The organism is Pantoea sp. UBA5923 (assembly GCF_002431095.1).
Classification (GTDB): Bacteria; Pseudomonadota; Gammaproteobacteria; order Enterobacterales; family Enterobacteriaceae; genus Pantoea; species Pantoea piersonii.
The window spans coordinates 49,522-75,911 of the sequence record NZ_DJDN01000020.1 but is presented as its reverse complement, the minus strand read 5'-3'; the positions used below and the strand labels follow the sequence as shown (position 1 = coordinate 75,911).

General features: G+C 55.3%; 19 protein-coding genes, 1 tRNA gene and 2 pseudogenes. 9 read left to right on the top strand and 13 right to left on the bottom strand.

Features of this window, described 5'->3' with window-relative positions:
• Positions 1-623: 623 nt before the first annotated feature.
• From B3797_RS04940 to pepA, 3 genes are all read right to left on the bottom strand, one after another.
• On the bottom strand, positions 624-3,479 hold the full coding sequence (locus tag B3797_RS04940; protein WP_311790555.1) for a valine--tRNA ligase: 2,856 nt from the start codon (positions 3,477-3,479) through the stop codon (positions 624-626).
• A 5-nt stretch (positions 3,480-3,484) separates the two neighbouring features.
• Positions 3,485-3,943 carry a DNA polymerase III subunit chi gene (locus B3797_RS04935; RefSeq protein ID WP_120455463.1) on the bottom strand — a complete coding sequence of 153 codons (459 nt, stop codon included), beginning with the start codon at positions 3,941-3,943 and terminating at the stop codon, positions 3,485-3,487.
• A gap of 145 nt (positions 3,944-4,088) precedes the next feature.
• The gene (gene pepA, locus B3797_RS04930) at positions 4,089-5,600 is read right to left on the bottom strand and encodes a leucyl aminopeptidase (RefSeq protein WP_033749345.1); all 1,512 of its coding nucleotides are present in this window, start codon (positions 5,598-5,600) and stop codon (positions 4,089-4,091) included.
• Positions 5,601-5,857: 257 nt separating this feature from the next.
• On the opposite strand from pepA, the gene lptF reads away from it, so the two are divergent.
• Positions 5,858-6,958 carry an LPS export ABC transporter permease LptF gene (lptF, locus tag B3797_RS04925; protein ID WP_311790554.1) on the top strand — a complete coding sequence of 367 codons (1,101 nt, stop codon included), beginning with the start codon at positions 5,858-5,860 and terminating at the stop codon, positions 6,956-6,958.
• Positions 6,958-8,034: an LPS export ABC transporter permease LptG gene (gene lptG / locus B3797_RS04920; RefSeq protein ID WP_120455467.1), complete on the top strand. Its 1,077-nt coding sequence runs from the start codon at positions 6,958-6,960 to the stop codon at positions 8,032-8,034. The genes lptF and lptG overlap by 1 nt, the downstream gene beginning before the upstream one ends.
• A 126-nt stretch (positions 8,035-8,160) precedes the next feature.
• On the opposite strand, the gene B3797_RS04915 is transcribed toward lptG, so the two are convergent.
• Positions 8,161-9,441, bottom strand: a complete 1,281-nt coding sequence (locus B3797_RS04915; protein WP_311790553.1) for a DUF445 domain-containing protein — start codon at positions 9,439-9,441, stop codon at positions 8,161-8,163.
• A 73-nt stretch (positions 9,442-9,514) separates the two neighbouring features.
• The gene (locus tag B3797_RS04910; RefSeq protein WP_311790552.1) at positions 9,515-11,086 is read right to left on the bottom strand and encodes an ABC transporter substrate-binding protein; all 1,572 of its coding nucleotides are present in this window, start codon (positions 11,084-11,086) and stop codon (positions 9,515-9,517) included.
• Between the two features lie 583 nt (positions 11,087-11,669).
• On the opposite strand from B3797_RS04910, the gene B3797_RS04905 reads away from it, so the two are divergent.
• Genes B3797_RS04905 through B3797_RS04895 form a run of 3 tightly spaced genes read left to right on the top strand, consistent with a single transcriptional unit; the run spans position 11,670 to position 15,463 of the window.
• Complete coding sequence (locus B3797_RS04905) at positions 11,670-12,398, top strand: gluconate 2-dehydrogenase subunit 3 family protein (RefSeq protein ID WP_120455475.1); 729 nt, start codon at positions 11,670-11,672, stop codon at positions 12,396-12,398.
• 34 nt (positions 12,399-12,432) lie between these two features.
• Positions 12,433-14,202, top strand: a complete 1,770-nt coding sequence (locus tag B3797_RS04900; protein WP_120455477.1) for a GMC family oxidoreductase — start codon at positions 12,433-12,435, stop codon at positions 14,200-14,202.
• A 4-nt stretch (positions 14,203-14,206) separates the two neighbouring features.
• Positions 14,207-15,463 (top strand): c-type cytochrome, encoded by a 1,257-nt coding sequence (locus B3797_RS04895; RefSeq protein ID WP_120455479.1) that lies wholly within the window; start codon positions 14,207-14,209, stop codon positions 15,461-15,463.
• A 104-nt stretch (positions 15,464-15,567) separates the two neighbouring features.
• On the opposite strand, the gene B3797_RS04890 is transcribed toward B3797_RS04895, so the two are convergent.
• From B3797_RS04890 to B3797_RS04870, 5 genes are all read right to left on the bottom strand, one after another.
• Entirely contained in the window at positions 15,568-16,245 is a 678-nt protein-coding gene (locus B3797_RS04890; RefSeq protein ID WP_311790551.1) for a MarC family NAAT transporter, read from the bottom strand.
• 33 nt (positions 16,246-16,278) lie between these two features.
• On the bottom strand, positions 16,279-16,914 hold the full coding sequence (locus B3797_RS04885) for a hypothetical protein (RefSeq protein WP_120455483.1): 636 nt from the start codon (positions 16,912-16,914) through the stop codon (positions 16,279-16,281).
• Positions 16,915-17,009: 95 nt separating this feature from the next.
• Entirely contained in the window at positions 17,010-17,489 is a 480-nt protein-coding gene (locus B3797_RS04880; protein ID WP_311790550.1) for a carboxymuconolactone decarboxylase family protein, read from the bottom strand.
• Between the two features lie 14 nt (positions 17,490-17,503).
• A complete protein-coding gene (locus B3797_RS04875) occupies positions 17,504-18,109 on the bottom strand; it encodes an FMN-dependent NADH-azoreductase (protein WP_311790549.1) in 606 nt (201 codons plus the stop codon).
• A gap of 11 nt (positions 18,110-18,120) precedes the next feature.
• Entirely contained in the window at positions 18,121-18,546 is a 426-nt protein-coding gene (locus tag B3797_RS04870; protein ID WP_311790548.1) for a GNAT family N-acetyltransferase, read from the bottom strand.
• Between the two features lie 95 nt (positions 18,547-18,641).
• Between B3797_RS04870 and B3797_RS04865 the strand changes: the two genes are divergently transcribed.
• The gene (locus B3797_RS04865; protein WP_311790547.1) at positions 18,642-20,042 is read left to right on the top strand and encodes a PLP-dependent aminotransferase family protein; all 1,401 of its coding nucleotides are present in this window, start codon (positions 18,642-18,644) and stop codon (positions 20,040-20,042) included.
• A gap of 60 nt (positions 20,043-20,102) precedes the next feature.
• Here the strand turns inward: B3797_RS04865 and B3797_RS04860 are convergent, their stop codons facing one another.
• From B3797_RS04860 to B3797_RS04850, 3 genes and pseudogenes are all read right to left on the bottom strand, one after another.
• Positions 20,103-20,624, bottom strand: coding sequence for a DUF2501 domain-containing protein (locus B3797_RS04860; RefSeq protein WP_311790546.1), 522 nt, complete (start codon positions 20,622-20,624; stop codon positions 20,103-20,105).
• Positions 20,625-21,276: 652 nt separating this feature from the next.
• Positions 21,277-21,363, bottom strand: a pseudogene (locus B3797_RS04855) (type VI secretion system tube protein Hcp); the annotation flags it as partial.
• A gap of 253 nt (positions 21,364-21,616) precedes the next feature.
• A complete protein-coding gene (locus tag B3797_RS04850; protein ID WP_311790545.1) occupies positions 21,617-22,318 on the bottom strand; it encodes a hypothetical protein in 702 nt (233 codons plus the stop codon).
• A 649-nt stretch (positions 22,319-22,967) separates the two neighbouring features.
• Between B3797_RS04850 and B3797_RS04845 the strand changes: the two genes are divergently transcribed.
• The 3 genes and pseudogenes from B3797_RS04845 to dptF all read left to right on the top strand — a co-directional run bounded on the left by B3797_RS04845 (position 22,968) and on the right by dptF (position 26,386).
• Positions 22,968-23,052 (top strand) — tRNA-Leu (locus B3797_RS04845).
• A 193-nt stretch (positions 23,053-23,245) separates the two neighbouring features.
• Positions 23,246-24,519 (top strand): annotated as a pseudogene (locus tag B3797_RS04840) (tyrosine-type recombinase/integrase).
• 217 nt (positions 24,520-24,736) lie between these two features.
• Positions 24,737-26,386, top strand: coding sequence for a DNA phosphorothioation-dependent restriction protein DptF (gene dptF / locus B3797_RS04835; protein WP_311790544.1), 1,650 nt, complete (start codon positions 24,737-24,739; stop codon positions 26,384-26,386).
• Positions 26,387-26,390 lie beyond the last annotated feature (4 nt).

Below are 26,390 nucleotides of genomic sequence, written 5' to 3'. Positions count from 1 at the left end.
GGTGGACAGGTCGGCTGGATATTTTTCCGCTGATTATTAATACGTCACTGGCGTGATCGCGGTGTTAATTACCTCGTTATTATTCTTTAGCGCTTTTGCCCTAACCTTCCTGATCCCCTCCGCATTTTCCTCTCTGGCAGGCGAGCAGAGCAATAAAAGACAAAGCTAAAGATAAGGATATAATGAGGGATGCTACCGCTTTAGCGGCGGTTGTGGCAGCGCTCACGTTTATATTCACGGATGAAAAGATCTCAGCATGACATGCTGTTTTAGCCTGTATTGTGCTGTTTTTTATTCATGTTGTTTTTAACTATCGTGCTTGCCGTTTTTGCCTGTTTTCCGTTCAGCTTATTTAGATTAACCAACGCTAGATTGAAATAGTCGGCATGGCTTCATGGCATAAGAAAATATCCGTCTTTAAAGCGGGTAGCTTTCATGGCTATTATTTTCCGAGGAAGATCGGGAGAGCGGGCAAAATCATCTCCAGGGAGAACGGTTGACTGCGGACATTGAAATTTTCGAATAGCGAAACGCACCTTATCTGTCCTAGGATCCTCAAAGCGCTGAGGGAATAAAAAACCCCGCGCCGGAGCGCAGGGTTTTTTTACGGGCATGACGTAAAATCAGAGCGCCGCGATCACTGCCTGCTGTTCAATCAGCTTCGCTTTTGACTGCTCCAGCTCGGCCACGCGCTCGCGTTCCTTCGCCACCACCGCTTCCGGCGCGCGCGAAACAAAGCCGTCGTTCGCCAGCTTGACCTGAATCTTCTCAATCTCGACGTCGAGCTTGCCCAGCTCTTTCGCCAGACGATCCAGCTCCGCCGCCTTGTCCACCAGGCCCGCCATCGGGATCAGCAGCTCGGCGCCTTCAACGATTTTGGTCACGGAAACCGGACCTTTTTCGCCAGCCGGCAGGACAGTCAGGCTCTCCAGACGCGCCAGGCGCGACAGGAAGGTGCGGTTCGCTTCCACGCGGCGCAGCGCAGCCGGAGAACAGTCGCGCAGCAGCACGTCGAGCGGTTTGCTCAGGGCGATATTCATCTCGGCGCGGATATTACGCACCGCGACGATCGCCTGCTTCATCCACTCGATATCTGCCATCGCTTCCGCATCCTCTTTCGCCGCGTCGTACTGCGGGAAAGGCTGCAGCATAATGGTGTCGTCGCTGATATTTTTCAGCACCTTCACACGCTGCCAGATGGTCTCGGTGATAAACGGAATAATCGGGTGGGCGAGGCGCAGCAACGCTTCCAGCACCGTTACCAGCGTGTTGCGCGTGCCGCGCAGCTCCGCTTCGCTGCCGCTGTTCATTACCGGCTTGGTCAGCTCCAGGTACCAGTCGCAGAACTGGTTCCAGGTGAAGTCGTAGAGCAGGTTGGCGGCGATATCGAAACGATAGCTGTCCAGCGCTTCGCGGTACGCTTTTACCGTGCTGTTAAATTCGGCAAGGATCCAGCGATCCGCCAGCGACAGCGTCATTTCGCCGCCGTTCTGACCGCAATCCTGATCTTCGGTGTTCATCAGCACAAAGCGGCTGGCGTTCCACAGCTTGTTGCAGAAGTTGCGATAACCTTCAAGACGCTTCATATCCCAGTTGATATCGCGGCCGGTCGACGCCAGCGCCGCCAGGGTAAAGCGCAGCGCATCGGTACCTGACGGCTCGATGCCCGCCGGGAACTGCTTCTCGGTACGCTTGCGGATCTTCTCCGCCAGCTGCGGCTGCATCATGTTGCCGGTGCGCTTCTCCAGCAGAGCTTCCAGCGAGATGCCGTCAACCATATCCAGCGGGTCGATAACGTTGCCTTTGGATTTCGACATCTTCTGGCCTTCTTCGTCGCGGATCAGACCGGTCATATAGACAGTCTTGAACGGCACCTGCGGCTTGCCGTCTTCATCTTTGATGAAGTGCATGGTCAGCATGATCATGCGGGCGATCCAGAAGAAGATAATGTCGAAGCCGCTGACCAGCACGCTGGTCGGGTGGAACTGACGCAGCGCTTCGGTGTTCTCCGGCCAGCCGAGCGTAGAGAAGGTCCACAGGCCAGAGGAGAACCAGGTGTCGAGCACATCTTCATCCTGACGCAGCGCCACGTCCGCGCCCAGGTTGTTCTCGCTGCGCACTTCTTCTTCGCTGCGGCCAACATAGACGTTGCCGTCGTTGTCGTACCAGGCCGGAATGCGGTGGCCCCACCACAGCTGGCGCGAGATACACCAGTCCTGAATGTCGCGCATCCAGGAGAAGTACATATTTTCATACTGCTTCGGTACGAACTGGATATCGCCGTTTTCCACCGCCTCGACCGCGACTTTCGCCAGCGGCGCGGTACGCACGTACCACTGATCGGTCAGCATCGGCTCAATCACCACGCCGCCGCGATCGCCATAAGGTACGGTCAGGTCGTGCGGTTTGATCTCGTCCAGCAGGCCCAGCTCGTCCACGGCGGCGACAATCGCCTTACGCGCGGCGAAACGCTCCATCTTCTGGAACTGCGCCGGGATCTCGTCTGAGCAGGCGTCGCTGACTTCGCCGTTGGTGTCATACACCTGAGCGCGCTCGCGGATATCGCCGTCAAAGGTCAGAATATTGATCATCGGCAGCTTATGGCGGCGGCCGACTTCATAGTCGTTGAAGTCGTGCGCCGGCGTGATTTTTACGCAGCCGGTGCCTTTCTCCATATCGGCGTGCTCGTCGCCCACGATGGGAATGCGACGGTTCACCAGCGGCAGGATCACCTCTTTGCCGATCAGATCTTTGTAGCGCGGGTCTTCCGGGTTAACCGCCACGCCGGTATCGCCCAGCAGGGTTTCCGGACGGGTGGTGGCGACCACCAGATAATCTTTGCCTTCGGCGGTTTTCACGCCGTCTGCCAGCGGATAGCGGATGTGCCACATCGAGCCTTTGCTCTCGCGGTTTTCCACTTCGAGATCGGAAATCGCGGTGCGCAGTTTCGGATCCCAGTTCACCAGGCGCTTGCCGCGATAGATGAGATTCTCTTTATGGAGGCGAACAAACACCTCTTTCACCGCGTTGGAGAGGCCGTCATCCATGGTGAAGCGCTCGCGCTCCCAGTCCACGGAATTGCCGAGGCGACGCATCTGGCGCGTAATCGTGCCGCCTGATTCTGCTTTCCACTGCCAGATTTTGTCGATAAAGGCGTCGCGACCGTAATCCTGGCGCGTTTTGCCCTCTTCAGCGGCGATCTTGCGCTCCACCACCATCTGGGTGGCGATACCCGCATGGTCGGTGCCCACCTGCCACAGCGTGTTTTTGCCCTGCATGCGCTGGTAGCGGATCATGGTGTCCATGATGGTCTGCTGGAAGGCGTGACCCATGTGCAGGCTGCCGGTGACGTTCGGCGGCGGGATCATAATGCAGAAGCTTTCCTGGCTGGTATCGCCGTTAGGCTTGAAATAGCCTTGCTCTTCCCAGTGCTCGTAAAGCGGCTGCTCGATATCTTGCGGGTTATATGTTTTTTCCATTTCTGCTATGTCGTTTGCGGCTGTGGCGGCGTGGCCGTATTCAATTGGAAACCAACGCTGCGGTACGCTTTATAGCGGTCGCGCGCCAGCTGTTTCTGAGACTCTTCGTAGGGTACGAAGTCTATCACTTCATGGAAAGCAGTAGCAAAATCTGCAAACTGCGGCAGCAGGCTGATCAGCAGATCGCGCGGCGAACTGCCGCGACGCTGCGGCCAGGCCAGTTCGACCGGCGCGCCGTAGCGCGGACCTTCGCCCGCCAGATTGTGCGGTACGAAGGCGCTGGCCGGACGCTGCCACAGCGCCTCGTCGAGACGAATGGCCTGCTGCTCGTTTTCACAGGCGATCAAAATGCGTTTGCCCGCCCGCCAGCGCGTTTCCGCCAGATCGCACACCAGCGCCTCAATGGCGCTCAGCTCCTCGCTGTGCGAGTCCGATTCCATTACGTAGAAGGTTGCGTTTTTCATGGAAAGGCCTTGTGGGTGAGAGGTGTCGATGTTACCAGCTAAGGCGCGCGGTAGCACTTCCCGATAAGGTGGATATGGAGGCGGCGGCGTGTGAAATCAATTTGCGGCGTACGCGCCGCTCCTGAGAGCGGCGCGCGTCGAGCCGTCAGTCGTCGCCGTTCAGACCGGCGCGGTTCAGCAGGAACTGCGACAGCATCGGCACCGGACGACCGGTTGCGCCTTTGGCTTTGCCGGAGCGCCAGGCGGTGCCGGCGATATCCAGGTGCGCCCAGTTATATTTACGCGCAAAGCGCGCCAGGAAGCAGGCCGCGGTGATTGCGCCGCCGGGACGGCCGCCGATATTCGCCATGTCGGCGAAGTTCGATTCCAGCTGCTCCTGATATTCGTCCGCCATCGGCAGACGCCAGGCGCGGTCGCCGGACTGCTCGGAGGCGCCGATCAGCTCGTGCGCCAGCGGGTTATGGTTCGACAGCAGGCCGCTGACGTGGTGGCCCAGCGCGATGACGCAGGCGCCGGTCAGGGTCGCCACGTCGATCACCACTTCCGGATCGAAACGTTCAACGTAGGTCAGCGCGTCGCACAGCACCAGGCGGCCTTCCGCATCGGTATTCAGCACTTCCACCGTCTGGCCCGACATCGTAGTCAGAACGTCGCCCGGACGCATGGCGCGACCGTCCGGCATATTTTCGCAGCCCGCCAGCACGCCGACCACGTTAAGCGGCAGGTTCAGCTCGGCCACCATACGCATCACGCCGTAGACCGACGCCGCGCCGCACATGTCGTACTTCATCTCATCCATCGATTCGGCGGGTTTGATGGAGATGCCGCCGGAGTCAAAGGTCAGCCCTTTGCCTACCAGCACAATCGGGCGCGCTTCCGCATCGGGATTGCCTTTGTACTCAATGACCGACATCAGCGACTCGTTCTGCGAGCCTGCGCCTACCGCGAGATAGGCGTTCATGCCCAGCTCTTTCATCTGCTGCTCGCCGATAACGCGGGTCGTGACGTTTTTGCTGTAGGCGTCCGCCAGCTGGCGCGCCTGCGAGGCGAGATAGGCCGCGTTGCAGATGTTCGGCGGCATATTGCCGAGATCTTTCGCCGCCTTCACGCCGGCTGCGACCGCCAGGCCATGCTGAATGGCGCGTTCGCCGCTGGTGAGTTCGCGGCGCGTCGGCACGTTGAACACCAGCTTGCGCAGCGGACGGCGCGGCTCGGTTTTATTGCTTTTCAGCTGGTCGAAGTTATAAAGCGCTTCTTTGGAGGTTTCGACCGCCTGACGCACTTTCCAGTAGGTATTGCGGCTTTTTACATGCAGCTCGGTCAGAAAGCAGACCGCTTCCATCGAGCCGGTGTCGTTCAGCGTATTAATGGTCTTCTGGATCACCTGCTTGTACTGACGCTCATCCAGCTCGCGCTCTTTGCCGCAGCCAATCAGCAGAATGCGCTCGGAAAGAATATTGGGTACATGATGCAGCAGCAGGGTCTGGCCCACTTTGCCTTCCAGCTCGCCGCGGCGCAGCAGGGCGCTGATGTAGCCATCGCTGATTTTGTCTAGCTGCTCGGCGATCGGCGACAGACGACGCGGCTCGAAAACACCGACAACAATGCAGGCGCTGCGCTGTTTCTCCGGGCTTCCGCTTTTTACACTGAACTCCATGCACTCTCCTGAATCTTAAAGACAACGGCCGCGGCTGTCGCTAGAATGGTCCGCTTGATACCACAGAGGTAAAAAGTTTGGTGGTAATCAACGTTCGAACTACGTTTAGTGTGGCAACGCGTTAATTTTCACCACCCTGACGCATTTGTCATACCATTTTAGCTGCGACGTGGGCCATTGATGAAGAAAAATGGCTGATAAGCGTTGAAACTAGCGATTTTCCTGCAAAAAGACAAGTTATCACAGGCGTACTAAGCGTGATCATCATTAGATATCTGGTTCGGGAAACGCTCAAAAGCCAGCTGGCTATCCTTTTCATCCTGCTGCTTATCTTCTTTTGTCAGAAGTTAGTGCGGATTTTAGGGGCTGCGGTGGACGGCGAAATCCCAACAAATCTCGTTCTGACTCTGTTAGGGCTTGGCGTGCCTGAAATGGCACAACTTATTCTGCCGTTAAGCCTGTTTCTGGCGATCCTTATGACGCTGGGCAAGCTCTATACCGACAGCGAAATCACCGTAATGCACGCCTGCGGGTTAGGCAAAAGCGTGCTGGTAAAGGCGGCGATGGTGCTGATGCTACTCACCTCTGCCGTGGCGGCGGTCAATGTTATCTGGCTCGGCCCCTGGTCCTCTCGCTATCAGGATGAGGTGACGCAAAACGCCAAAGCCAACCCAGGCGCGGCGGCGCTGGCGGCCGGGCAGTTCCAGAGCTCCAGCGACGGCAATTCGGTGCTCTTTATCGAAAACGTGAAGGGCAACCAGTTCGGCAACGTCTTCCTGGCGCAGCTGCGCGCCAAAGGCAATGCGCGTCCCTCCGTGGTGCTGGCGGACAGCGGCCATATGGAGCAGCATAAAGATGGCTCGCAGGTCGTGACGCTGGATAAAGGCACGCGTTTCGAAGGCACAGCGATGCTGCGCGACTTCCGTATTACTGACTTCACTAATTACCAGGCACGAGTCGGCTACAAAGAGGCGACGCTCGATCCGAACGACGCCGAACAGTCCGATCTCACCACGCTGTTAAGCAATGACACGCCAGCGTTCCGTTCGGAGCTGCACTGGCGCTTTACGCTGATCTTTGCCGTACTGGTGATGGCCCTGATGGTGGTGCCGCTTAGCGTGGTTAACCCGCGCCAGGGTCGCGTACTGTCGATGCTGCCGGCGATGCTGCTCTATCTCATCTTCTTCCTGCTGCAGAGCTCGCTGAGGTCGAATGCGGCGAAAGGGCGGCTCGATCCCGCTATCTGGATGTGGGCAGTGAATGTCGGCTATCTGCTGCTGGCGATAGTGCTTAACCTGTGGGATACGGTGCCGATGCGTCGCGTGCGCGCCCGCTTCAGCCGCGGAGGTTCCGTCTGATGTTTCGCGTTCTCGACCGTTATATCGGTAAAACCATTTTCAATACCATCATGCTGACGCTGTTCATGCTGGTGTCGCTGTCCGGCATCATCAAGTTCGTCGATCAGCTGCGTAAAACCGGGCAGGGCGCTTATACCGCGCTCGCCGCTGGTTACTATACGCTGCTCAGCGTGCCGAAGGATGTTGAGATCTTCTTCCCGATGGCGGCGCTGCTCGGCGCGCTGCTCGGCCTGGGCACGCTGGCGCAGCGCAGCGAGCTGGTCGTTATGCAGGCGGCGGGCTTTACCCGCATGCAGGTCGCGCTGTCGGTGATGAAAACCGCTATTCCGCTGGTGCTGCTCACCATGGCGATCGGCGAGTTTCTTGCGCCAGCGGGCGAGCAGATGGCGCGCAACTATCGTGCGACGCAGCTCTACGGCGGCGCGCTGGTATCGACGCAGAACGGCCTGTGGGCAAAAGACGGCAATAACTTTATCTATATCGAACGGGTGCGCGGCGATAACCAGCTCGACGGCGTCAGCATCTACAGCTTTAGCGACGACCGCCGCCTGAAGAGCGTGCGCTACGCCGCCAGCGCGACCTGGGATCAGAACAACAAGCGCTGGAATCTGGCGCAGGTGGATGAGTCAGACCTTAACGATCCGAAGCAGATTAGCGGCTCGCAGAGCCTGAGCGGCGAATGGAAAACCAACCTGACGCCGGACAAGCTCGGCGTGGTGGCGCTCGATCCCGACGCGCTGTCGATCCGCGGGCTCTATAACTACAGCAAATACCTGAAGCAGAGCGGCCAGGAGTCGGGTCGTTACCGGCTCAATATGTGGAGCAAAATCTTCCAGCCGCTGTCGGTGGCAGTGATGATGCTGATGGCGCTGTCGTTTATCTTTGGCCCGCTGCGCAGCGTGTCGATGGGGGTGCGCGTGGTGACCGGTATCAGCTTCGGCTTCCTGTTCTACGTGCTGGATCAGATTTTTGGTCCGCTGAGCCTGGTTTACGGCCTGCCGCCGGTGCTGGGCGCTATCCTTCCCAGCGCCGCGTTCTTCGCGATTAGCCTGTTCCTGCTGATTAAGCGACGTTAACCGTCTCAGAATAAAAAGGCCGCATAAGCGGCCTTTTTTATTGGTGGTGTCGCACCCACTGAAACCGACAGCATATAAGCTGAGATGCGCCCACAGATTCTGCCTTGCTCCCCTTTACCTTGCGCCTTAGCGCATCACCAGTGGCCAGAGCGCCGGAAGTTGCGACAGCAGATAGAGAATCAGCCCGATGGTGCCGCCCACCAGCGTGCCGTTGATGCGGATAAACTGCAGATCCCTGCCGATATTCAGCTCAATCTGCTGCGACATTTCGTGTGCGTCCCAGCTCTTCACCGTATCGCTGATATGACGCGTCAGAAAGGCGGCGAACTCCGGCGCGACGCTGCGCGCGGCGTCCTCCAGATGGCGGTTCATCGAGGCGCGCAGCGCGTCGTCGCGCGCCAGGTTCTCACCCAGCCACAGCGCCGCCTGGCGCACTTTCTCCTGCACGCGTGAGTCGTCGCTGTTGAGGTCGCTCTTCAGCCAGGTGCGCAGATCGTTCCACAGCTCGCCGATATAGCGGTTCAGCGAGGCGTCCTCTTTTATCCAGCGTTTAATCTCTTCAGCGCGCGCCGCCATCTCCGGGTCGTGCTTCAGCTTCTCAATCAGCCTATCCACCGCGCGGTTAAAGCCGAGGCGCAGCTCGTGTCCCTGATCGGCCGCCACGTCGTCGAGGACGGAATCCACCGCGTTGGCGACCAGCTCCGCGCTGTGCTCGCCCAGCCACTCGGTCGGCAACATTTTGGCCTTAATGGGATGCTCGCGCTTCAGCCAGCGCACAATCTGCATAGCGATAAAATCGCGCGTGGCGGGCTTATGCAGCAGACGCAGCAGCTGCTCTATCGCCGCGTCGAGCAGCTCCTGATGACGGTTGTTTTTGGTAAGGCTCTCCAGCAGCACCGCGCTGGTCTGCGACAGATCCACCTTGTCGATGGCGCGATGTACCGCGCGGCGCATAAAGTCTTGGATGCGCGCGTCGTCGGTAAGATCGAGGAAACCGCGCATCACCTGCAGCAGATGACGACCGATACGATCGGCATTGCCCGGCGCATTGAGCCACTGCGCCAGCATCTGCGCCGGATCGTGACGGCGGATCAGCGCCAGCAGCGAGTCGGTATCGAGAAACTTCTCCTGCACGAAGCGGCCCAGGTTGTCGCCGATACGCTCTTTATTACGGGGAATAATCGCCGTATGGCGCGAAATAAAAGGCACCGGCACGCGGCGAAACAGCGCCACTACGGCGAACCAGTCCGCCAGCGCGCCGACCATCGCCGCTTCAGCGATCGCCTTGACGCCGCTCACCCAGAAGTTGGGCGGCAGAAAAAGCGTGGTGATAAAGATGGCGGCGGCCAGCAGCAGCAGGCCGAGCGCCAGACGTTTTGTCCGTTTGAGTTCGCGTAATTTATCCATGCACACAGCTTAGCAGAGGCCAAACCGCTGCGGAAACCGTCTCAGCGGAGCAGGCTGCCGGGCATGCCGCGAATTATTTCTGCACCTCATCCATCCGCAGCATGCTGACGCCGATGCCCTGTTTGACGTTGCTGAGGTTCTTCCGCACCGCCACCTGCTGCGCGCCCTGCAGAATAGTGACGAACGGCGAGTTCTGCTGCACCTCGGTCTGTAAATGGGTGTAGAGCGCGCGCCGCTGCGTCGCATCGCTTTCGCCCGCCGCCTTACGCGTCTCGGCGCTCAGTTCAGGGATCTCCCAGCCTACGCGCCAGGCCAGCGTTTTAGCGCCACCCGGCACGTTATAAGCGAAGGTGCTGGCATTGGTGTTCGGATCGATATAGTCCGCGCCCCAGTAGATAAAGATTGACTGGAAATCGCGCGCGCGCATCTTGCTCCACAGCTCCGACTCCGCCACCGGCTGAATATCCAGATTGACGTCCGCCTTCGCGAAGCTCGCCTGCAGGGCCTGCGCCACGTCGATATAGGGCGGCTGATTGACCACCGTCAGGGCGATATGCGCGCCCGGCGCGATGCCGCCGCGCGTTAAAATTTCTTTGGCTTTATCGACGTCGTAGTGGAAGGGCGTATTGTTCAGCGCGCCGTCAAAGCCGTCCGGCAGAAAGCTCTGGTGGATGCGGTACTGACCTTTCAATAGCTGGCTGGCGATGCTGTCGTAGTCCACCAGCCAGCGCGCCGCCTGCCACAATGCCGGATTGCCGAGTGCAGGCTGCTTCGCGTTTTTGGTATTAAAGCCGAGATAGTAAATCAGGCTCGACGGGAAGGCGTCGATACGCACATTCGCGTCGCTCTTCAGCGCTGCAATCTGGTCGGGGCCGAGCTGGTAGGCGACATCCGCATCGCCCTGCTGCACCAGCAGACGACGCGTACTGGCATCGGCAACGCCCTTCAGCAGCACGCGCTTCAGGTGCGGCTGCGGCGCGGCGTAGGGGTTGGCCTCCAGCACCAGCGCCTGCAAAGGGACAAACTGCTTAATTGAGAAGGCGCCGCTGCCCGCCGAGTGGGTTTTCAGCCAGCCGTTGCCGGTGTCGTTATTGCTGGCGTGCTGCAGCGCGGTTTTGCTGTCGACCACCGAACTGACCGGCGCGGTCAGCAGGCGCAGTGCCAGATCCTGGCCGATCTGCGCGGGCCAGCGGACCGTCAGCTGGTGGTCGTTGGCTACCGTAAACTGGCTGTCGATATTGTCAGGCGTCCAGCCGAACTCGCCGAGAATAAACGAGGGCGCTTTGTTCAGCTTCACCGCGCGCGTCAGGGAGAAGACCACATCCTGCGCGGTCACCGGATTGCCGCTGATGAAGCGGGCATCGGGATTAAGGTTGAAGACCAGGCTGTGCGGCGTCGCGCCCTGTTGCCAGCTGCGCGCCAGCAGCGGCGAGAGCTTCTGCGGGTCATCCTGATCCGGCTCCGCCAGCGTCTGGTAAACATTACGCAGGCTGCTGTTGCTGACCGTTTCAAAGCTCTCTGCCGGATCGAAACTGATAATGCCGTCGAGCGGTACGGCGATAATCAGCGTATCTTTCGGCGTGCTGGCCTGTACCTGAAGCGCCAGCAACAGCGCGCCTGAGATTAAAAGCAATATGCGTCGCATAGAAGTTTATCCTGAGTGGTTGATAAACCTACTTTATCCGTCGGCGGACAGAGTCAAAATGCCGCTTTGTTATGAGCTTTGCAGAAAAAAATCGTCTGAAATTGCTGCATTATTCGCCAGCAACTTGCCGCTGCTCTCAAAATAAACTGCGGAAATGTTGTGCGGGTACGAAACAGGGATGAGATTCAATAGCGATCACATTTTCAGCTATATTTCATTGCTGCTGTAATTCAGTGAATATATCGTTGCTAATAAGAATGACTCTCTTGTATGGAAGTATGATTTTTTTTGATTGATTATTTTCGGCAACTGTCACTCACCGTAAATAAAACTGGGGCTGCGCACAAATTTTCTGGCTAAATAACCAACGATTGTGCGGTTTTAAACAAAATTCCTGCCTGCAAAAGCTGTTACCCGCCTGTAACCCTCCAGTAACACAATGATAATTTTTCACTAAAACACATTTAAAATTGCATTTTTACATTTAGAAATATTTATATCCCTAATATTGCCGCGTAATTAACCGATAAGATTTGTGTTTAACAAATATATTACTTTTACAGCAAGTGAGAGTCGTGCCGCTATGCTTCTTGAAAAACCCACCACCAGACGAAAGTTTTTGCTCGGGTCTTTACTGGCGTTACCGCTAAGTGACCTGGTATTAAAAGGGCTGACTGCGGCGCAGGCGGCAGAAATGGCCGCGCCGGAGCTGGCTGACTATAAACCGGGCTTTTTTAGCGCGGACGAATGGCAGTTTATTCTGGCGGCAACCGATCGCCTGATCCCGGCAGGCGGCAAAGGCAAAGCGCCAGGCGCGCTGGAAACCAACGTGCCGATCTTTATCGACCAGCAGCTGCAGACCAGCGAGTTCGGCGACGAGATCTATCTGCAAGGCCCGTTCAACGTTCATGCCGACCCAACCTTCGGCTACCAGATCCCGTTTACTCCGCAGCAGATGTACCACACCGCTATCAAGCTGGTGACGCAGTGGGTGCAGACCACCTACAACAAGCCGTTCCAGCAGCTCACGCTGGAAGAGAAAGATGACGTGTTGACCAAACTCAACAAGAACGGCATCGACTTCGCCGCGCTGGGCGAACCCAATATGAAAGCGTCGCAGTTCTTCAGCCAGCTGCTCTCTGATACCAAACATGGCTATCTCGCGGATCCGATGTACGGCGGCAACAAAGGCATGAAAGCCTGGATCGCCATCGGCTTCCCCGGCGCGCGCGCCAGCTTTACCGAATGGGTGAAGCAGCACAACGTGCCTTATCCGCTGGGGCCGGTCAGCCTTTTGGGTGAACGCGCTTAACGGCGCTGAATCAGGTATTTGAGACAGGATTATCATGGCACAGATTACTAAAAAAGAAGTCGACGTCGTTGTTTGCGGCCTCGGCTGGGCCGGCTCGCTGATGAGCATCGAACTGGCGCTGGCGGGCCTTGAAGTGCGCGCCTTAGAGCGCGGCGGCGAGCGCGACTACCCCGATTTCGCCTACCCGAAACCGGCTGACGAATACGCCTATAACGTACGCAACAAAGTGTTCGCCACGCCGAAAGAAGTGGCGGTCACCGTACGTTACGACACCACCCAGACCGCATTGCCAACCCGTAAATGGGGCGCGTTCGCGCCGGGCACCGGCGTGGGCGGCGCAGGCATGCACTGGACGGCGGTACTGATCCGTCCGACACCGACCGACATCAAGCTGAAAACCTACGTGGACGAGGCCTACAAGCCGGGCATCCTGCAGGAAGATATGCGCGTGATGGACTTCCCGTTCACCTGGGATGAGATCGAGCCCTATTACTACAAGTTCGAATTGATCTGCGGCCAGTCGGGCAACACCGGCAACCTGCGCGGTCAGATTCTGGAAGGCGGCGACCCGTTCGAAGGCCCGCGCTCCGAGCCTTATCCGCTGCCGGCGCTGGAAGACACGCTGAACAACGTGATGTTTAAAGAAGCGGCGACGAAGCTGGGCTACCATCCGTTCCCGAACCCGTCGGCGTGCGTCTCCCGCGCGTGGAAAAACCCGTACGGCAACCAGATTGCGCCCTGCAACTACTGCGGCTATTGCTCAAAATATCCGTGCCTGAACTACTCCAAAGCGTCGCCGCAGACCGCGGTGATGGATGCGCTGAAGCGCATGCCGAACTTCTCCTACGAAGTGCACGCGGAAGTGGTGAAAGTGGTGCTGCACGACGACAAGAAGACCGCCAAAGGCGTGATCTACTACGACGTGGACGGCAACGAAGTGTTCCAGCCGGCGAAGATCGTCGTGCTCTCCAGCTTCCAGCTCTATAACGTGCGCCTGATGCTGCTCTCCGGCATCGGCAAGCCTTATAACCCGATTACCGAAGAGGGTGTAGTAGGGCGTAACTACGCCTTCCTGTCGAACGGCGGCGCGACCCTGTTCTTCAAAGACAAAAACTTCAACCCGTACGCCACCGCAGGCGCCACCGGCCAGATGTTCAACGACATCTCTCCGGGCAACTTCGACGGCCCGGGTCTCGGCTTCCTTGGCGGTGCGAAGATCCACAGCTCGCAGGCTACCGGTACGCCAATCGCCACCTCGCTGCCGAAAGGCACGCCGAGCTGGGGCATGGGTTACAAAGAGGGTCTGGAAGAGTGGTACGGCCACTCCATGAAGATCAGCATCACCACGACCTGCCAGTCGTACCGCGATGTCTATCTGGATCTCGATCCGAACTACACCGACCACCGCGGCCAGCCGCTGCTGCGCATGACCTTTAACTGGAAACAGAACGAGCTCAAGCTGCAGCAGTACCTGAAAGGCATCGTCGGCAATATCGGCAAAGAGCTGAACCCGGACAGCATGAGCATGAGCTTCCTGCCGATGGACGCCAACTTCGACCTGACCAAGTACGTCTCTACCCACAACGTGGGCGGCGCGGTAATGGGCGACAACCCGAAAACCTCTGCGCTGAACAAGTATCTGCAGAGCTGGGACGTGCATAACGTGTTTGTACCGGGCGGCAACGCTTTCCCGCAGAACTTCCAGGCGAACCCGACCGATACCATCGGCGCGATTACCCTGATGGCGGCGCAGGCGATCAAGGAACAGTATCTGAAAAACCCCGGTCCACTGGTACAGGCATAAGCATATGAAACTGAAATCATTGTTACTCGCCAACGCCGTGCTGCTGGGATGCATGGCTGCTCCTGCGCACGCGGAAGATGAGGCCCAGCTGATTAAGAAAGGCGAATACCTGTCGCGCCTCGGCGACTGTATGGCCTGTCACTCGCTCGCGGGCAAGCCGGACTATTCCGGCGGCCTGGCGATTGATTCGAACCTCGGCACCATCTATTCAACCAATATTACGCCGGACAAAGCGCACGGCATCGGCAACTACAGCGAACAGCAGTTCTCTGACGCGGTGCGCAAAGGGGTGCTGCCGGATGGCTCGCGCCTCTATCCGGCGATGCCTTACCCGGACTACGCCAAAATCAGCGACGAAGATATGCACGCGCTGTATGTCTACTTTATGAAAGGCGTGAAGCCGAGCGCCGAGCAGCCGCCGGAAACCCGCCTCAGCTTCCCGTTCAGCCAGCGCTGGGGCATGCGCTTCTGGAACTGGGCCTTTACCAGCGACAAGCCGTTCCAGCCGATCGGCGGTGCCTCTGAAGAGATCAACCGCGGCGCCTATATCGTCGAGAGCCTGGGCCACTGCGGCAGTTGCCATACGCCGCGCGGTATCGGCATGAACGAGAAGGCGCTGGACAGCGGCGATGCGAAGTTCCTCGCGGGCGGCAGCCTGAACGACTGGGACGTGCCGTCGCTGCGCGGTCTGCCGCGCTGGAGCGAGCAGGAGATCGTCGATTACCTGCAGACCGGCCGCAACGATAAAGCGGCGGTAGGCGGCGAGATGAAGTCGGTGATTGAGCACAGCAGCTCGCACATGACCGACGCCGATCTCAAGGCGGTCGCGGCGTATCTGAAGTTCCTCGGCGGCAATCCGCCGCTGCAGGCTTACAACGTCCAGGCGCAGCAGAAGACTGAAGCGAAGCTGACGGCGGCGAAGAACCTGACCGAGGGCGAGCGTCTTTATATCGACAACTGCGGTGCCTGCCATTTTGTGACCGGCAAGGGCGCGCCAGGCGTCTTCCCGGAGCTGGATCAGGCGACGATTGTTAATGCCAAAGATCCGACCGGGCTGATCCACACCATCCTGGAAGGCGCGCAGCAGCCGTCGACGGAGAAAGCGCCGTCAACGCTGGCGATGCCCGGCTTCGGCAAGCGCCTGAGCGACGACGAAGTGGCGCAGCTCGCGACCTTTATCCGTCAGGGCTGGAGCAATAACGCGCCAGCGGTGAGCAAGGATCAGGTTGCGGACGTGCGGAAGTCGCTGAAGCACGACTAAAGCGCACTGCGTCTTCTTTCAGACGGCTGAATAGTCTGCAAGCGGGCCTTCTCACCCGCGTTAGCACCTTACCTGCCATTTTAAGGGCGCCTCGGCGCCCTTTTTTAATGAAAGTTATGCACCACTTCCAGCACGCCGTTAATCACGAACTGCACGCCCATACAGACCAGTAAAAAGCCCATCAGGCGCGAGATCGCCTCGATCCCGCCTTTCCCCACCAGCTTCATAATGCTTCCCGAACTGCGCAGCGCGATCCACAGGATCAGGCCGACCAGCAGAAAGGTGATCGGCGGCGCGGTGGCGATCACCCACGCGGGAAAACTGACGCCGCTTTTCACCGTCGAAGCGGAGCTGATAATCATCGCGATAGTGCCGGGACCGGCGGTGCTCGGCATCGCGAGCGGCACAAAGGCGATATTGACCGGCTCCTGATGCGCATCGCTCTTTTCCAGCTCATCCTGCTTGTGCTGCGCCTCGACCGAGTGGCCAACCGGCTGCGCCGGAAACAGCATGCGAAAGCCGATAAAGGCGACAATCAGGCCGCCCGCCATGCGCAGGCCGGGAATGGAGATGCCAAAGGTATTGAGCACTGCGTTGCCCGCGTACCAGGCGACCATCATAATGGCGAAAACATAGATGGAAGCCTGCAACGCCTGACGGTTGCGCTCGCTGAAGTTCATCTCGCCCGCCAGCCCGAGGAACAGCGCGACGGTAGTAAGCGGGTTGGCGAGCGGCAGCAGCACGATCAGCCCTAATCCCACAGCTTCTAGTAACGCCTGCATATGCGTCCTCTTGGGTGGCGCGGTCGGGAAGGATTAATGTTTCTGGCGCTCCATCGCTTCCAGCAGCTCCGGGAAAAAATCTTCCAGCAGCTCTGGCGTCATCAGCTCAGGATAGCGCATCAGATGTTCGCGGATGCGTTCGTTCAGCTCCGGGATCAGGCTTTGCGCGGCGGCGAGGGCGGTGATCTTTTTCTTCTTCACCAGGCGCAGCACGTCATCCGGCAGGCTGTCCTCGTCATCCTCTTCCTCCACCTCTTCCAGCGCATCCAGGTCGTCGAACATATCGAGCAGCGCCTCTATCTGCGGCGTGCGCGACACATACTCGTCTGGCTTCTCCTCCTCCAGATAGCGCAGCAGCGCGCGCACCGGCGTGCCATCCGGCGTGGCGGGGGGCGAAGAGGTGAACCACTCCAGCAGCAGATGAGTGCTGACGCGATGGACGTGATAGCCGTTATCCACCAGTTCGTCGGCAAGGATATCGGCGGTGTCATGCTCAAGCAGGCAGATATGGGTGCGATTCGGCGTGAACTGTTCCAGCCACTGATAGATCTCTTCAATCACCGCATCGTCGTACTGAAAATTTTTGCTCAGATAACTGCCGTCCGGCTGATGAACCGTCGCGAAAATAAGATCGGGATCGAAGTAAATCGCAATGTTGATGCCTTTCATGCGTGCTGTCCTTTGTAGTGCAAAATCTCACTATAGCCTCAGGGCGCGCAGAAAAACATGGGGAGGCCAGCAGGCTGTGCTGCTGGCGATAAAAATTAATGCAGTTCAGCGCGATCCAGCCCGTAAGCGCTGTCGAGCGCGCCGGGCACCATCTGCGACAGGATCTGCACGCGGTTCCAGCTGTTGATGATCGCGATGGCGAAGGTCAGCTCGCTGATCTCCACTTCTGAGAAGTGCTCGCGCAGCTCGCCGTACAGCGCCTCGCTTACGCCGTGTTCGTCGATACGCGTCAGCGCCTCGGTCAGCGCCAGCGCGGCTTTTTCGCGGGCGGTAAACAGCGGTGACTCGCGCCAGATAGCGACATGATAGAGACGCAGTTCGCGCTCGCCGTGTAGCTTCGCCTCCTTCACGTGCATATCCAGACAGAAGGCGCAGTGGTTGAGCTGTGAGGCGCGGATATCCATCAGATGCTTAAGCGTGGTATCCAGCGACGTTTTGCGTAACGCCATTGAGATATCGCTCAGGCTTTTGGCCAGCGTCGGGACGGTTTTAAAATGATTAACGCGTGACGTCATGATCTTTTCCTCTTTCAGAATAAATGGTTGATGGTGTTTAACGCGTTGGGCAGAGCGGTTGCGCGGCTGACGGGGTCGTGCGTGCCGTCAACGCGGATAAATTCCACATCCTCAATGCCGATGTAGGCGAGCGCGACGCGCACATAGGGCGTGAACTGGTCATCCTGCATAAAGGGACCCTGTGCGAAGCGGCTGCCGCTGGCGACCACGCTGTAGACCTTCTTGCCCTGCACCAGCCCGACTTTGCTGCCGTCGGCGGTAAAGGCGAAGGTGCGGCCAGCGCGAGTAATATGATCGAACCAGGCTTTCAGCACCGAAGGCAGGCCGAGGTTCCACATGGGTGATGAGATAACCAGCGTGTCGCAGGCGAACAGCTGATCGACCAGCTCTTCTGAGGTTGCGATGGCGCTGCGCTGGGCGCTGGTGCGCGCTTCCGGCGGTGTAAAAAAGGCGTTGATGGTAAAAGCGTCCAGATGCGGCAGCGGATGCTGCGCCAGATCCAGTACGCTCTCCTCCAGCTGCGGATGCCGGTCGCGCAGCCGCGCCACCAGATGCGCAGAGGCAGCGCGCGAGGCGGAGCCGCTGATATCGGGACTAACTTTTATATGCAATAGCTTCATTGATGGCTCCTTCAGACAAGCTGGCGGTAGTAGTGCAGGCCCAGAGCGAGATAGCCGACGCGGCTGTAGAACTTTTGCGCCTGGCGGTTGCTGACGGCGGTATCCAGCACCATCCGCACGCAGCCCTGTTCGCGCGCCAGCGTCGCCAGCTCGTTCAGCAGGCGTTCGCCCAGTCCCTGACTGCGCAGCGCTTCGGCGGTGACCAGGTCATCCACGTAGCAAAAACGGCCGTGGATAAAGTTCTCCTGCAGGCGGTAGCCCGCCAGCGCCAGCGGCCTGCCTTCGCGGGCCAGGCCCGCCAGACGGTACCCTTGCGCATGCTGGCGCTCTGCCTGCGCAATAAACTGCGCTTCATCTTCAAGCCTGTGGCGCAGTTCGCGCATCAGCGGGAAGCAGCGCAGCAGCTCTTCAGGCGAGGAGTAGTGTTCAATCTTCATCACGTGTTCACGGTTGCCGGGTCGATGAAGTCATCATAGAGTGCTATGTCAGAGTAAAAAGGGTCATAAAACGTGAAAAAAGGTAGGACATAGCGGTGGGATACAGAGAGATTTACGCGCGCTATCGTCAGCAGATCCTGGCTGGCGTGCTGAAGCCAGGCGATCGCGTTCCGGCGATCCGCGTGCTTGCCAGCGAGCTGCGCGTCGCCCGCAAAACGGTCGAGGCCGCTTATGAGATCCTGACTGGCGAAGGCTACTTCGTTAGCCAGGGCGCGAAGGGCACACGCGTTAATCCTGCGCTTACGCCTGCTGCGAGCGTTAAGCAAGAGCCATTATGGCAGCCTGAGGAGAGCGATCTGCCGCAGCGCATCGCCCAGCGGGAGAGCAAAGGGGAGATGCGGCTCGGCATTCCGTCGCTGGACGCCTTCCCGCTGAAGAAGTGGCTGCTGATCGCCGGTAAAGCGGCGCGCAGCCTGCGCCCGGACGAGATGCTGATCCCGCCGGTGATGGGCTATCTGCCGCTGCGCGAGGCCATTGCCAGCTATCTCAACATTTCACGCGGGCTCGACTGCCAGCCGGAGCAGATCTTTATCACCAGCGGCTACCGCGCCAACCTGCGGCTGATTCTGGCGGTGCTGGCGCAGGCGGGCGACAAGGTGCTGTTTGAAGATCCCGGCTACTTCTTCGGGCAGAAGCTGCTGAAGCGGATCGCGCCGAACCTGCACTACGTGCCGGTCGATCGCGAAGGGATCAACGTCGATCATCTGCTGCGCTATCACGCCGACGCGCGCTTTGCGGTGGTGACGCCGACCCATCAGAGCCCGCTGGCGGTCACGCTGTCGCTGCCACGCAAGCATCAGCTGCTGGCGTGGGCGCAGGAGAACGAGAGCTGGATTATCGAGGATGACTATGACGGGGAGTTTCACTACACGCGCAAGGTGATCCCGGCGTTAAAAAGCCTCGATGCGCATGACCGGGTGATCTACACCGGCACCTTCAGTAAAACCATTATGCCCGCGATGCGCATCGGCTATCTGGTGATGCCGCAGGCGACGCTAGCGCGCTTTCGCGAGCTGGGCGAGATTCTGGAGAACGGGCTGCCGCTGCTGCCGCAGAAAATCCTCGCGCAGTTTCTCAGCGAAGGGCACTTTTACCGTCATATTAAAAAGATGCGCATTCTCTACCAGCAGCGGCGACGCATGATGCTCGACGCATTGCAGGCCTGCTTTCCAGATCTGTTTGAGTATGAGCTGACCGACGGCGGCATGCATATCGTCGCCTTTCTGCGGCGCGGCACCCAGGATACGGCGCTGGCGGAGGTGTGGCAGCAACATCAGCTGCGCGTGCTGCCGCTCTCCGGCTGGTATATGCAGACGCAGAAACGCTACGGGCTGGTGATTGGCTACACCAATATTCAGTCGTATGAGCAGGCGATGGGGCTGCTGCACAGGGTGGAAGAGGAGACGAGGGCGCTTTGGGCGCGACCTGGGGCTTAGAAGGCCGTTGAGGCGGTGAAGAGAGGCGCGAGGGACAGCTCGCGCCAGTACAGCGGCGGATTACATGCCGATGTATTTTTTGCCCTGCTTCAGTACGACGTCACAGGCTTTGGTTTTCAGCTTCTCGCCCATTGGCGAGTTGCTCAGGCTTTGCAGGTTAAGCTGCTGGCCGTTGCCGGTATTGAGCAGGCCGGCGATGCCCTGCTGGTAGTCGGTGTTTTGCGTCTGCGCCGTCTGACTGCTCAGACCGAGCTTGTCCAGCACCTGCTCTTTCACCGACTTCACGTTGTTATCCACGACGTTGTGCTGCACGCAGTACTGCATTACGCCTGCGGCGTTAGTCATGCTGTTGGAGCTGACCGCTTTGTCGCCGCCGTTCAGCAGGCCCGTCAGCGAGCCGAGCGACAGTCCGCCGTTCTGAGCGGTGCTGTTGGTCGCGCTGCTGTTGCTGTTGTTCTGCTGGCTCAGCTGCGACGCCGCGCTGCTCAGCTGATCCTGCCAGCTTGCCGCCGATGCGCTGCCTGCCAGCAGCAGCGCGCTGAACCCCATCCCCAAAATAGTGCGTTGTGTGGCTTTATTCATCTCAACCTCATTTATGTTCGACCTGCGCGCGATGCGTTGCTGCGCCAGTTTTGCTAAGAGGAATCTGAGGTGGGAAAGTTCCGGGGAGGGGAAGAGAGTCGGGTGGAATAGGAGGATTCTGTAGGGGGAAGGCTGAGCGTACAGGTGAGACGGATTAAGGCGTCTCTAGCCCTGGATGCATGGTTGTAAGCGATAGAGGCGGAAGTGTTATTTAGCCCCGAGGATGATAATTGTTTACCGCAGAGCCCTTGGGTGGGTGCTATCACAGGGGCTTTTCAGGCGTGAATGGAGTGTTTTAAAATCTGTAAGGCGAAGCCAGGACCATCGCTTTCCATGGTTTGCGATAAATAATAATGGGCAAAACGCTCTCATCTGTTAATGATAAACAAGCTGGATTAGTCACATAATCTCATTTAAAAAATCATTTATCGTATTTATCAGCTCTCCCAGTGAATTTAGGTAATACAATAAGAACTATTATTATTGACCCAACTGTTAAGACTAACCAGTAATCCGGGGTGAATTCGAGGTAAAAGAAACCGAAAGCGACGAGGCAGGCCAGAATAATGCCTTCGTTGAAGATAAGTGACAAGAAAGTCTTAAACATAATATTGTTCTTCATAGTGCTATGAAATTTATTAAAGCAGTGAGGCTAAGCGGTAGCCATATTGTTCCATGAGTCACGGTAAATGATATTTCCTTCGGTATATTTCCAGGTGATCGACTCGTAGCGCAATTCTTTTGAAATTCTACTTATCATTCTTTTATAAAACAGTCTGAAGCCACAGGTGAATGAATGCCTCACTTTCCTGGTGGCCACAGGAAGTAAGCTAAAAAGACCATGGCAATCCAAAAAAGCAACGTCAGAAAAATCATATAGTCAGGAAAGAAGCGGGCCGCAATGAAAAAGAATGTGATTGTTGTGATGTTAGGAAACCATGTCCAGAACGTAAGCTGCGCTTCAAATTTTAGCATCCGTTTTAAAAATTTAATCACGATAGCCTCACTAGCTTATAGATAATATCTGCAACTTCATCATCGGCTAACCATCTATTTTGCAAGGCTCCGGCTCTTAAAAAGTTATCCTCAATCAGGAAATACATCATTTCTAATTCAACGATATAGAGAGCCTGATAATAATCTGGATGTATTGCTTTTAAGTGATTTGCACTGTCCGCTGCTTGCTGAACGATGCCGTAAACGCCTAAAATAGATGCAGCTGCCCCAATAGTGGTTCCAGTTAAGCGGCTGAATGGAAGACTGGCATTTAATGACATAGATACAGCCATTGCTACGCCGAGTGCGAAGGTCCTGCTGGTTAGTGTACTCTTTGCGATGTGAATATTTAACTGCATCAGCATACGCTTGATATTTTGCAATTGCCGAATATCTCTGTCTTTAAATATAACTTCAAAATATACCTCAAGCATTTCCGTAAAAATGGCTTTGTTCTTAAGGAGGTGATAGATACCTGCAATAAATCGTTGGTCTTCGGATTTTTGTTCTGTGCATTTCTCGTAAAATTCAGTCGTGAAGCAAGAACCATAGTTTATGAGTCGCGTTTTTCCCGCGTCGATTTTCTCAACCTGATCTCTTACAGCATCGCGTACACCAGCAACAGCCCGGTCTAATGCGTTAGCCGCCAGGATGTTGTTATCCTGTAGTTGCTTGATTATTCCTTCACTATGGTACATTACTTGTTCTCTTAAATAATGTGCATTTGCTTCAGGTGAACACGAGATTGATTTACTGTCTGGCATTAAGGTTACGCAAAATTTATTTTGGTTAAATATAATTGAAAAAATAAAAGTATTGTGAAAAAAGAAGCTTTGTGAAGTTTTGGTTGTTATTTGATTGCGTGGCCTTTTTTTGCAGTCCGGTATTGTTTTGGTGGTAAATATAAAAGCTACAAGTAATGATTTTAAGCAAAAGCTTGGGAGCGGTTATCTTATTTCATTAGGATCATCGGCATAAAAGGCTTGAACGGACCTCTAGCCGATTATGACAACTCTGTTCAAGGATTATAAGAAGAAAGAAGGTTTTCCGTGAAACGTTAAGCAACCAATGTAAAAATTTGGTCTATGTCATCAACCTTATGTCTGAACATGAGATAACCATTGATTATCTCTTTGACCTGGCTTGTAATTCCGCATTTTGCTTTTTAGAGAAGGCTCTAAGAGCAACAATTCTAAACGCTCCTTGACCAGAAGAGGCCGTAATCATTTGAGCATCGCTCTGGCAAATGGTGCTTTTTTCAGCGCTTAGTGTGAGGGGAGGGTGATTCCTGTTGCGCCTCTGTCCTGTGCCGGTATAATCATCGACGTTTTCCGCATACCCTTCCGTGCCGGAGTGGCGAAATCGGTAGACGCAGTTGATTCAAAATCAACCGTAGAAATACGTGCCGGTTCGAGTCCGGCCTTCGGCACCATCGGAAAAGAAAAAGTCGCTTAATAGCGGCTTTTTTTGTGCCCGGAACCCGCGGTACACAAGGCTTTCCACGATTTTACTTTCAACAAAAGTCGCTTTGAGTCAACCCACATCAAGTCACTTTTGAGTATAGAACCGAGTATATATGCTGGTTCGATAATGGTTGTATATTCACAGCGGCACTTGGAAGGAGAGTGGTTAAGGCGTTGACGGATATTAAAGGTCAGTTCTACGAACCGTAGAAAAAGGGGGACACCCTTGCCTATGGAAATGACATGTTATGCTTATCCATCCTAACGGCTCAAATTATTGGCGGTTTCGCTTTGGCTTTGGTGGCAAGCAGCACCTGATGGCGTTTGGTGTTTATCCTGAAACATCCCTCTCTGATGCTCGTCAGAAAAGGGAAGAGGCCAGAAGGCCTGTTAATGCTGGAATCGATCCTCGCGAACTCAAACGTGCTGTGAAAGAAGACCAGGCGAAAGAGACGGTTACCTTTGAATCGGTCGCTAGAGATTGGCACGCAGCTAATAAGAAATGGTCAGAGGATCACAGCCGACGCATACTGAAGAGTCTGGAAGATAATTTGTTCCCAGCAATTGGCAAGTGTAGCATTGAAGAGCTGAAGACTCCTCACGACCTGCTTGTATCAATTAAAGTTGTAGAGGTAACTGGCCGCTTTGAAGTCGCTTCTCGCCTTCAGCAGCAAACCATTGCAATCATGCGCTATGCTGTGCAAAGTAGCTTGATTGATTACAACCCAGCCTGGGAAATGGCTGGCGCTGTTGCGTCCAGTAATCGTGTCCATCGCCCTGCCCTTGGGCTGAAACGCCTACCTGAACTCCTCCACCGAATTGATGGTTATACGGGACGGCCTTTTACCCGCCTGGCTGTTGAGCTCACCTTACTGATCTTCATTCGTTTCAGTGAATTGTGCTTTGCGCGTTGGTCCGAAATTGATTTTGAAACAGCAATGTGGACGATACCAGCTGAACGAGAAGCTATCGAAGGAGTAAAGCATTCGCAGCGTGGCTCGAAAATGTGTACACCACATTTGGTGCCCTTATCTCGGTAGGCATTGGCAATCTTTAAACAAGTTCACAATCTTAGTGGCGAGCGCGACTTTGTTTTCGTTGGCGATCATAACCCTTGTAAACTGATGATTGAAAACACGGCGAACAAGGCGCTGCGTGTTATGGGTTATGACACAAAGGTCGATATTTGTGGGCATGGCTTCAGGGCGATGGCGTGTAGCTCGTTGATTGAATGAGGGGTATGGTCTAGGGATGCGGTAGAGCGTCAAATGAGCCATATGGAGCGTAACTCTGTGCATGCTGCTTACATTCATAAGGCAGAGCATTTGGATGAACGCAAACTGATGCTGAAGTGGTGGGCTGATTTTCAGGATGCGAATCGGGAGAGTGGGATTACGCCGTTTGACTATGCAAAAATCAATCGGGGTAATATTTAGTATATGTGTTTAATTAATATACAACTAATCAAGCGGTTTCCAAAGTGAGGCTGGTTGATGGATGGACTTAACCTGCCATCTCTGGATGTGTTTCGTGGACGGATAGGAAAATACACAATGTTGAAATTGCTTGTAATGAGTGTGTCAAAGAGCCTATAGATATCAGTGGGTAGCTTTTATAGAATAGGTGTATTCCTACTTTAGAGAACATGAAGTTATGAGCGCAATCACATTACGTAAAGCGTTGGGTGTACTTGCGAAGTCATCTTCGTTTTCCGTCACCACCGTGACACACCGCCAGAAGAATGAGTTCGACCAGTTGAAGGAGCAACTCTTTGTTAAGCAAGAGATTGAAACTGAACTACAACGTTATTTAGATATTGCTAAGCTTGGGGAAATCATTTTTTTGTGCGGTAGTAGCGGGGATGGGAAGTCCGAAATTTTAACCCGTTGCCAATCAGATCCGCGTTATGAGCGTCGATTTAGTTTCCATCTGGATGCCACACATAGCTTTGCTCCACGGCAATCAGCCATTGATGCGTTGAATAATTTATTTGCTAACCATCATCATAAATCATCTCCACTGGTCATCGGCATCAACACCGGAATGCTCGCCAATTTTGCCAGAGAAGGCGCTGAATGCCATCAGGTGATCCGATCGGCGATTGACTCATTTTTATCGGCGCAGAAAGATACAAGCCGTCCTTACCGTAATGAAAATTGTTCTTTTTTTGATTTTGAACATTACCCTAAATTCCAGTTTAACGAAAATAAAAACTATTCATCATTTATTAAAGCCTTATTAGATAACTTAACTCGTGATGATGATAATAATTTATTTCAGTTTATCTTTCGGCGCGATGAGTCAGTTAACCCAGATCTAAAAGAGGTCGCAAACTTTAAATTACTTTGCATACCTGGCGTGCAGAATGTATTAATTACACAACTTTTTAAAGCGCGATTAATTAAGGATCAGTTCGTAACTACCAGAACACTGCTGGATTTTTTACATCACTTGCTGACGGGACCTGGCTACTTATTCGATAACCTCTTCACCGGTGCAGAAAATGACCTGATTAAAAAAGTTTCCGATTTTGATCCTGCCAGATTGCATACCTATGAACTCGATCAGTTCATTTTACGCTATGAGCTTGGACTGGTTGACGCCGATCTTGACAATTTCTTAACCGCGCTTGAGCCGTTGCACATAAAATTTGATCGCCAGTGCGTTAAGCCAGGCGATGCAACTTCATTGATCCGGCTTTTTTGGCTACTACAACACGAATCATTGGGAAATGATTATCACCAGAAATTTTCCTCGTTCTTTAACGAATCGGTGTTTGAACGTTACTCAGAAATCTGGCACTTGCATAGAAATTACACAGCAGATCCGGAGCAAAAAAGATCACTGAATCGCTTCTATGCTTTCGAACTTATCGCAGGTATCCAGCGCTATGCGAACCGCAAAGCGCCTGAATTAACTATGCAAAAAGAAGAGTTCTTTTTGGGTGAGTTTGGTGGGGTCAAAATAACTGCGCCGGTAGAGATGAAGCCTAATTGGGATGCCATCCGCAATAAACATACGGCCCATCCAACCGGCTTCGATGTCTATTTAAAAGTGGGGGAAAATCCACTGCCGCATATCCATATCGGGCTTAATTTGTTCGAATTATTGGACAAGTTGAATAATGGCTATCGTCCGAATAAATACGATAAAAATGCCATCGTGTTACTGGATGAAATTGTTGAGTTGATTGCAGATCAGGCTAAATTCAGCAGCGAAATCAAATTTTATGATGGTGGACAACGGGTTTATCGTGCAAAGGCGGATGACGATATGATCACTATTAGCGGTATGGAGGGTTAGCAGA

Excerpts from the sequence above, each read along its gene's own strand:
- B3797_RS04940 (WP_311790555.1), bottom strand. The coding sequence starts at position 3,479 with ATGGAAAAAACATATAACCCGCAAGATATCGAGCAGCCGCTTTACGAG.
- B3797_RS04935 (WP_120455463.1), bottom strand. The coding sequence starts at position 3,943 with ATGAAAAACGCAACCTTCTACGTAATGGAATCGGACTCGCACAGCGAG.
- pepA (WP_033749345.1), bottom strand. The coding sequence starts at position 5,600 with ATGGAGTTCAGTGTAAAAAGCGGAAGCCCGGAGAAACAGCGCAGCGCC.
- lptG (WP_120455467.1), top strand. The coding sequence starts at position 6,958 with ATGTTTCGCGTTCTCGACCGTTATATCGGTAAAACCATTTTCAATACC.
- B3797_RS04915 (WP_311790553.1), bottom strand. The coding sequence starts at position 9,441 with ATGGATAAATTACGCGAACTCAAACGGACAAAACGTCTGGCGCTCGGC.
- B3797_RS04910 (WP_311790552.1), bottom strand. The coding sequence starts at position 11,086 with ATGCGACGCATATTGCTTTTAATCTCAGGCGCGCTGTTGCTGGCGCTT.
- B3797_RS04905 (WP_120455475.1), top strand. The coding sequence starts at position 11,670 with ATGCTTCTTGAAAAACCCACCACCAGACGAAAGTTTTTGCTCGGGTCT.
- B3797_RS04900 (WP_120455477.1), top strand. The coding sequence starts at position 12,433 with ATGGCACAGATTACTAAAAAAGAAGTCGACGTCGTTGTTTGCGGCCTC.
- B3797_RS04895 (WP_120455479.1), top strand. The coding sequence starts at position 14,207 with ATGAAACTGAAATCATTGTTACTCGCCAACGCCGTGCTGCTGGGATGC.
- B3797_RS04890 (WP_311790551.1), bottom strand. The coding sequence starts at position 16,245 with ATGCAGGCGTTACTAGAAGCTGTGGGATTAGGGCTGATCGTGCTGCTG.
- B3797_RS04885 (WP_120455483.1), bottom strand. The coding sequence starts at position 16,914 with ATGAAAGGCATCAACATTGCGATTTACTTCGATCCCGATCTTATTTTC.
- B3797_RS04880 (WP_311790550.1), bottom strand. The coding sequence starts at position 17,489 with ATGACGTCACGCGTTAATCATTTTAAAACCGTCCCGACGCTGGCCAAA.
- B3797_RS04875 (WP_311790549.1), bottom strand. The coding sequence starts at position 18,109 with ATGAAGCTATTGCATATAAAAGTTAGTCCCGATATCAGCGGCTCCGCC.
- B3797_RS04870 (WP_311790548.1), bottom strand. The coding sequence starts at position 18,546 with ATGAAGATTGAACACTACTCCTCGCCTGAAGAGCTGCTGCGCTGCTTC.
- B3797_RS04860 (WP_311790546.1), bottom strand. The coding sequence starts at position 20,624 with ATGAATAAAGCCACACAACGCACTATTTTGGGGATGGGGTTCAGCGCG.
- B3797_RS04850 (WP_311790545.1), bottom strand. The coding sequence starts at position 22,318 with ATGTACCATAGTGAAGGAATAATCAAGCAACTACAGGATAACAACATC.
- dptF (WP_311790544.1), top strand. The coding sequence starts at position 24,737 with ATGAGCGCAATCACATTACGTAAAGCGTTGGGTGTACTTGCGAAGTCA.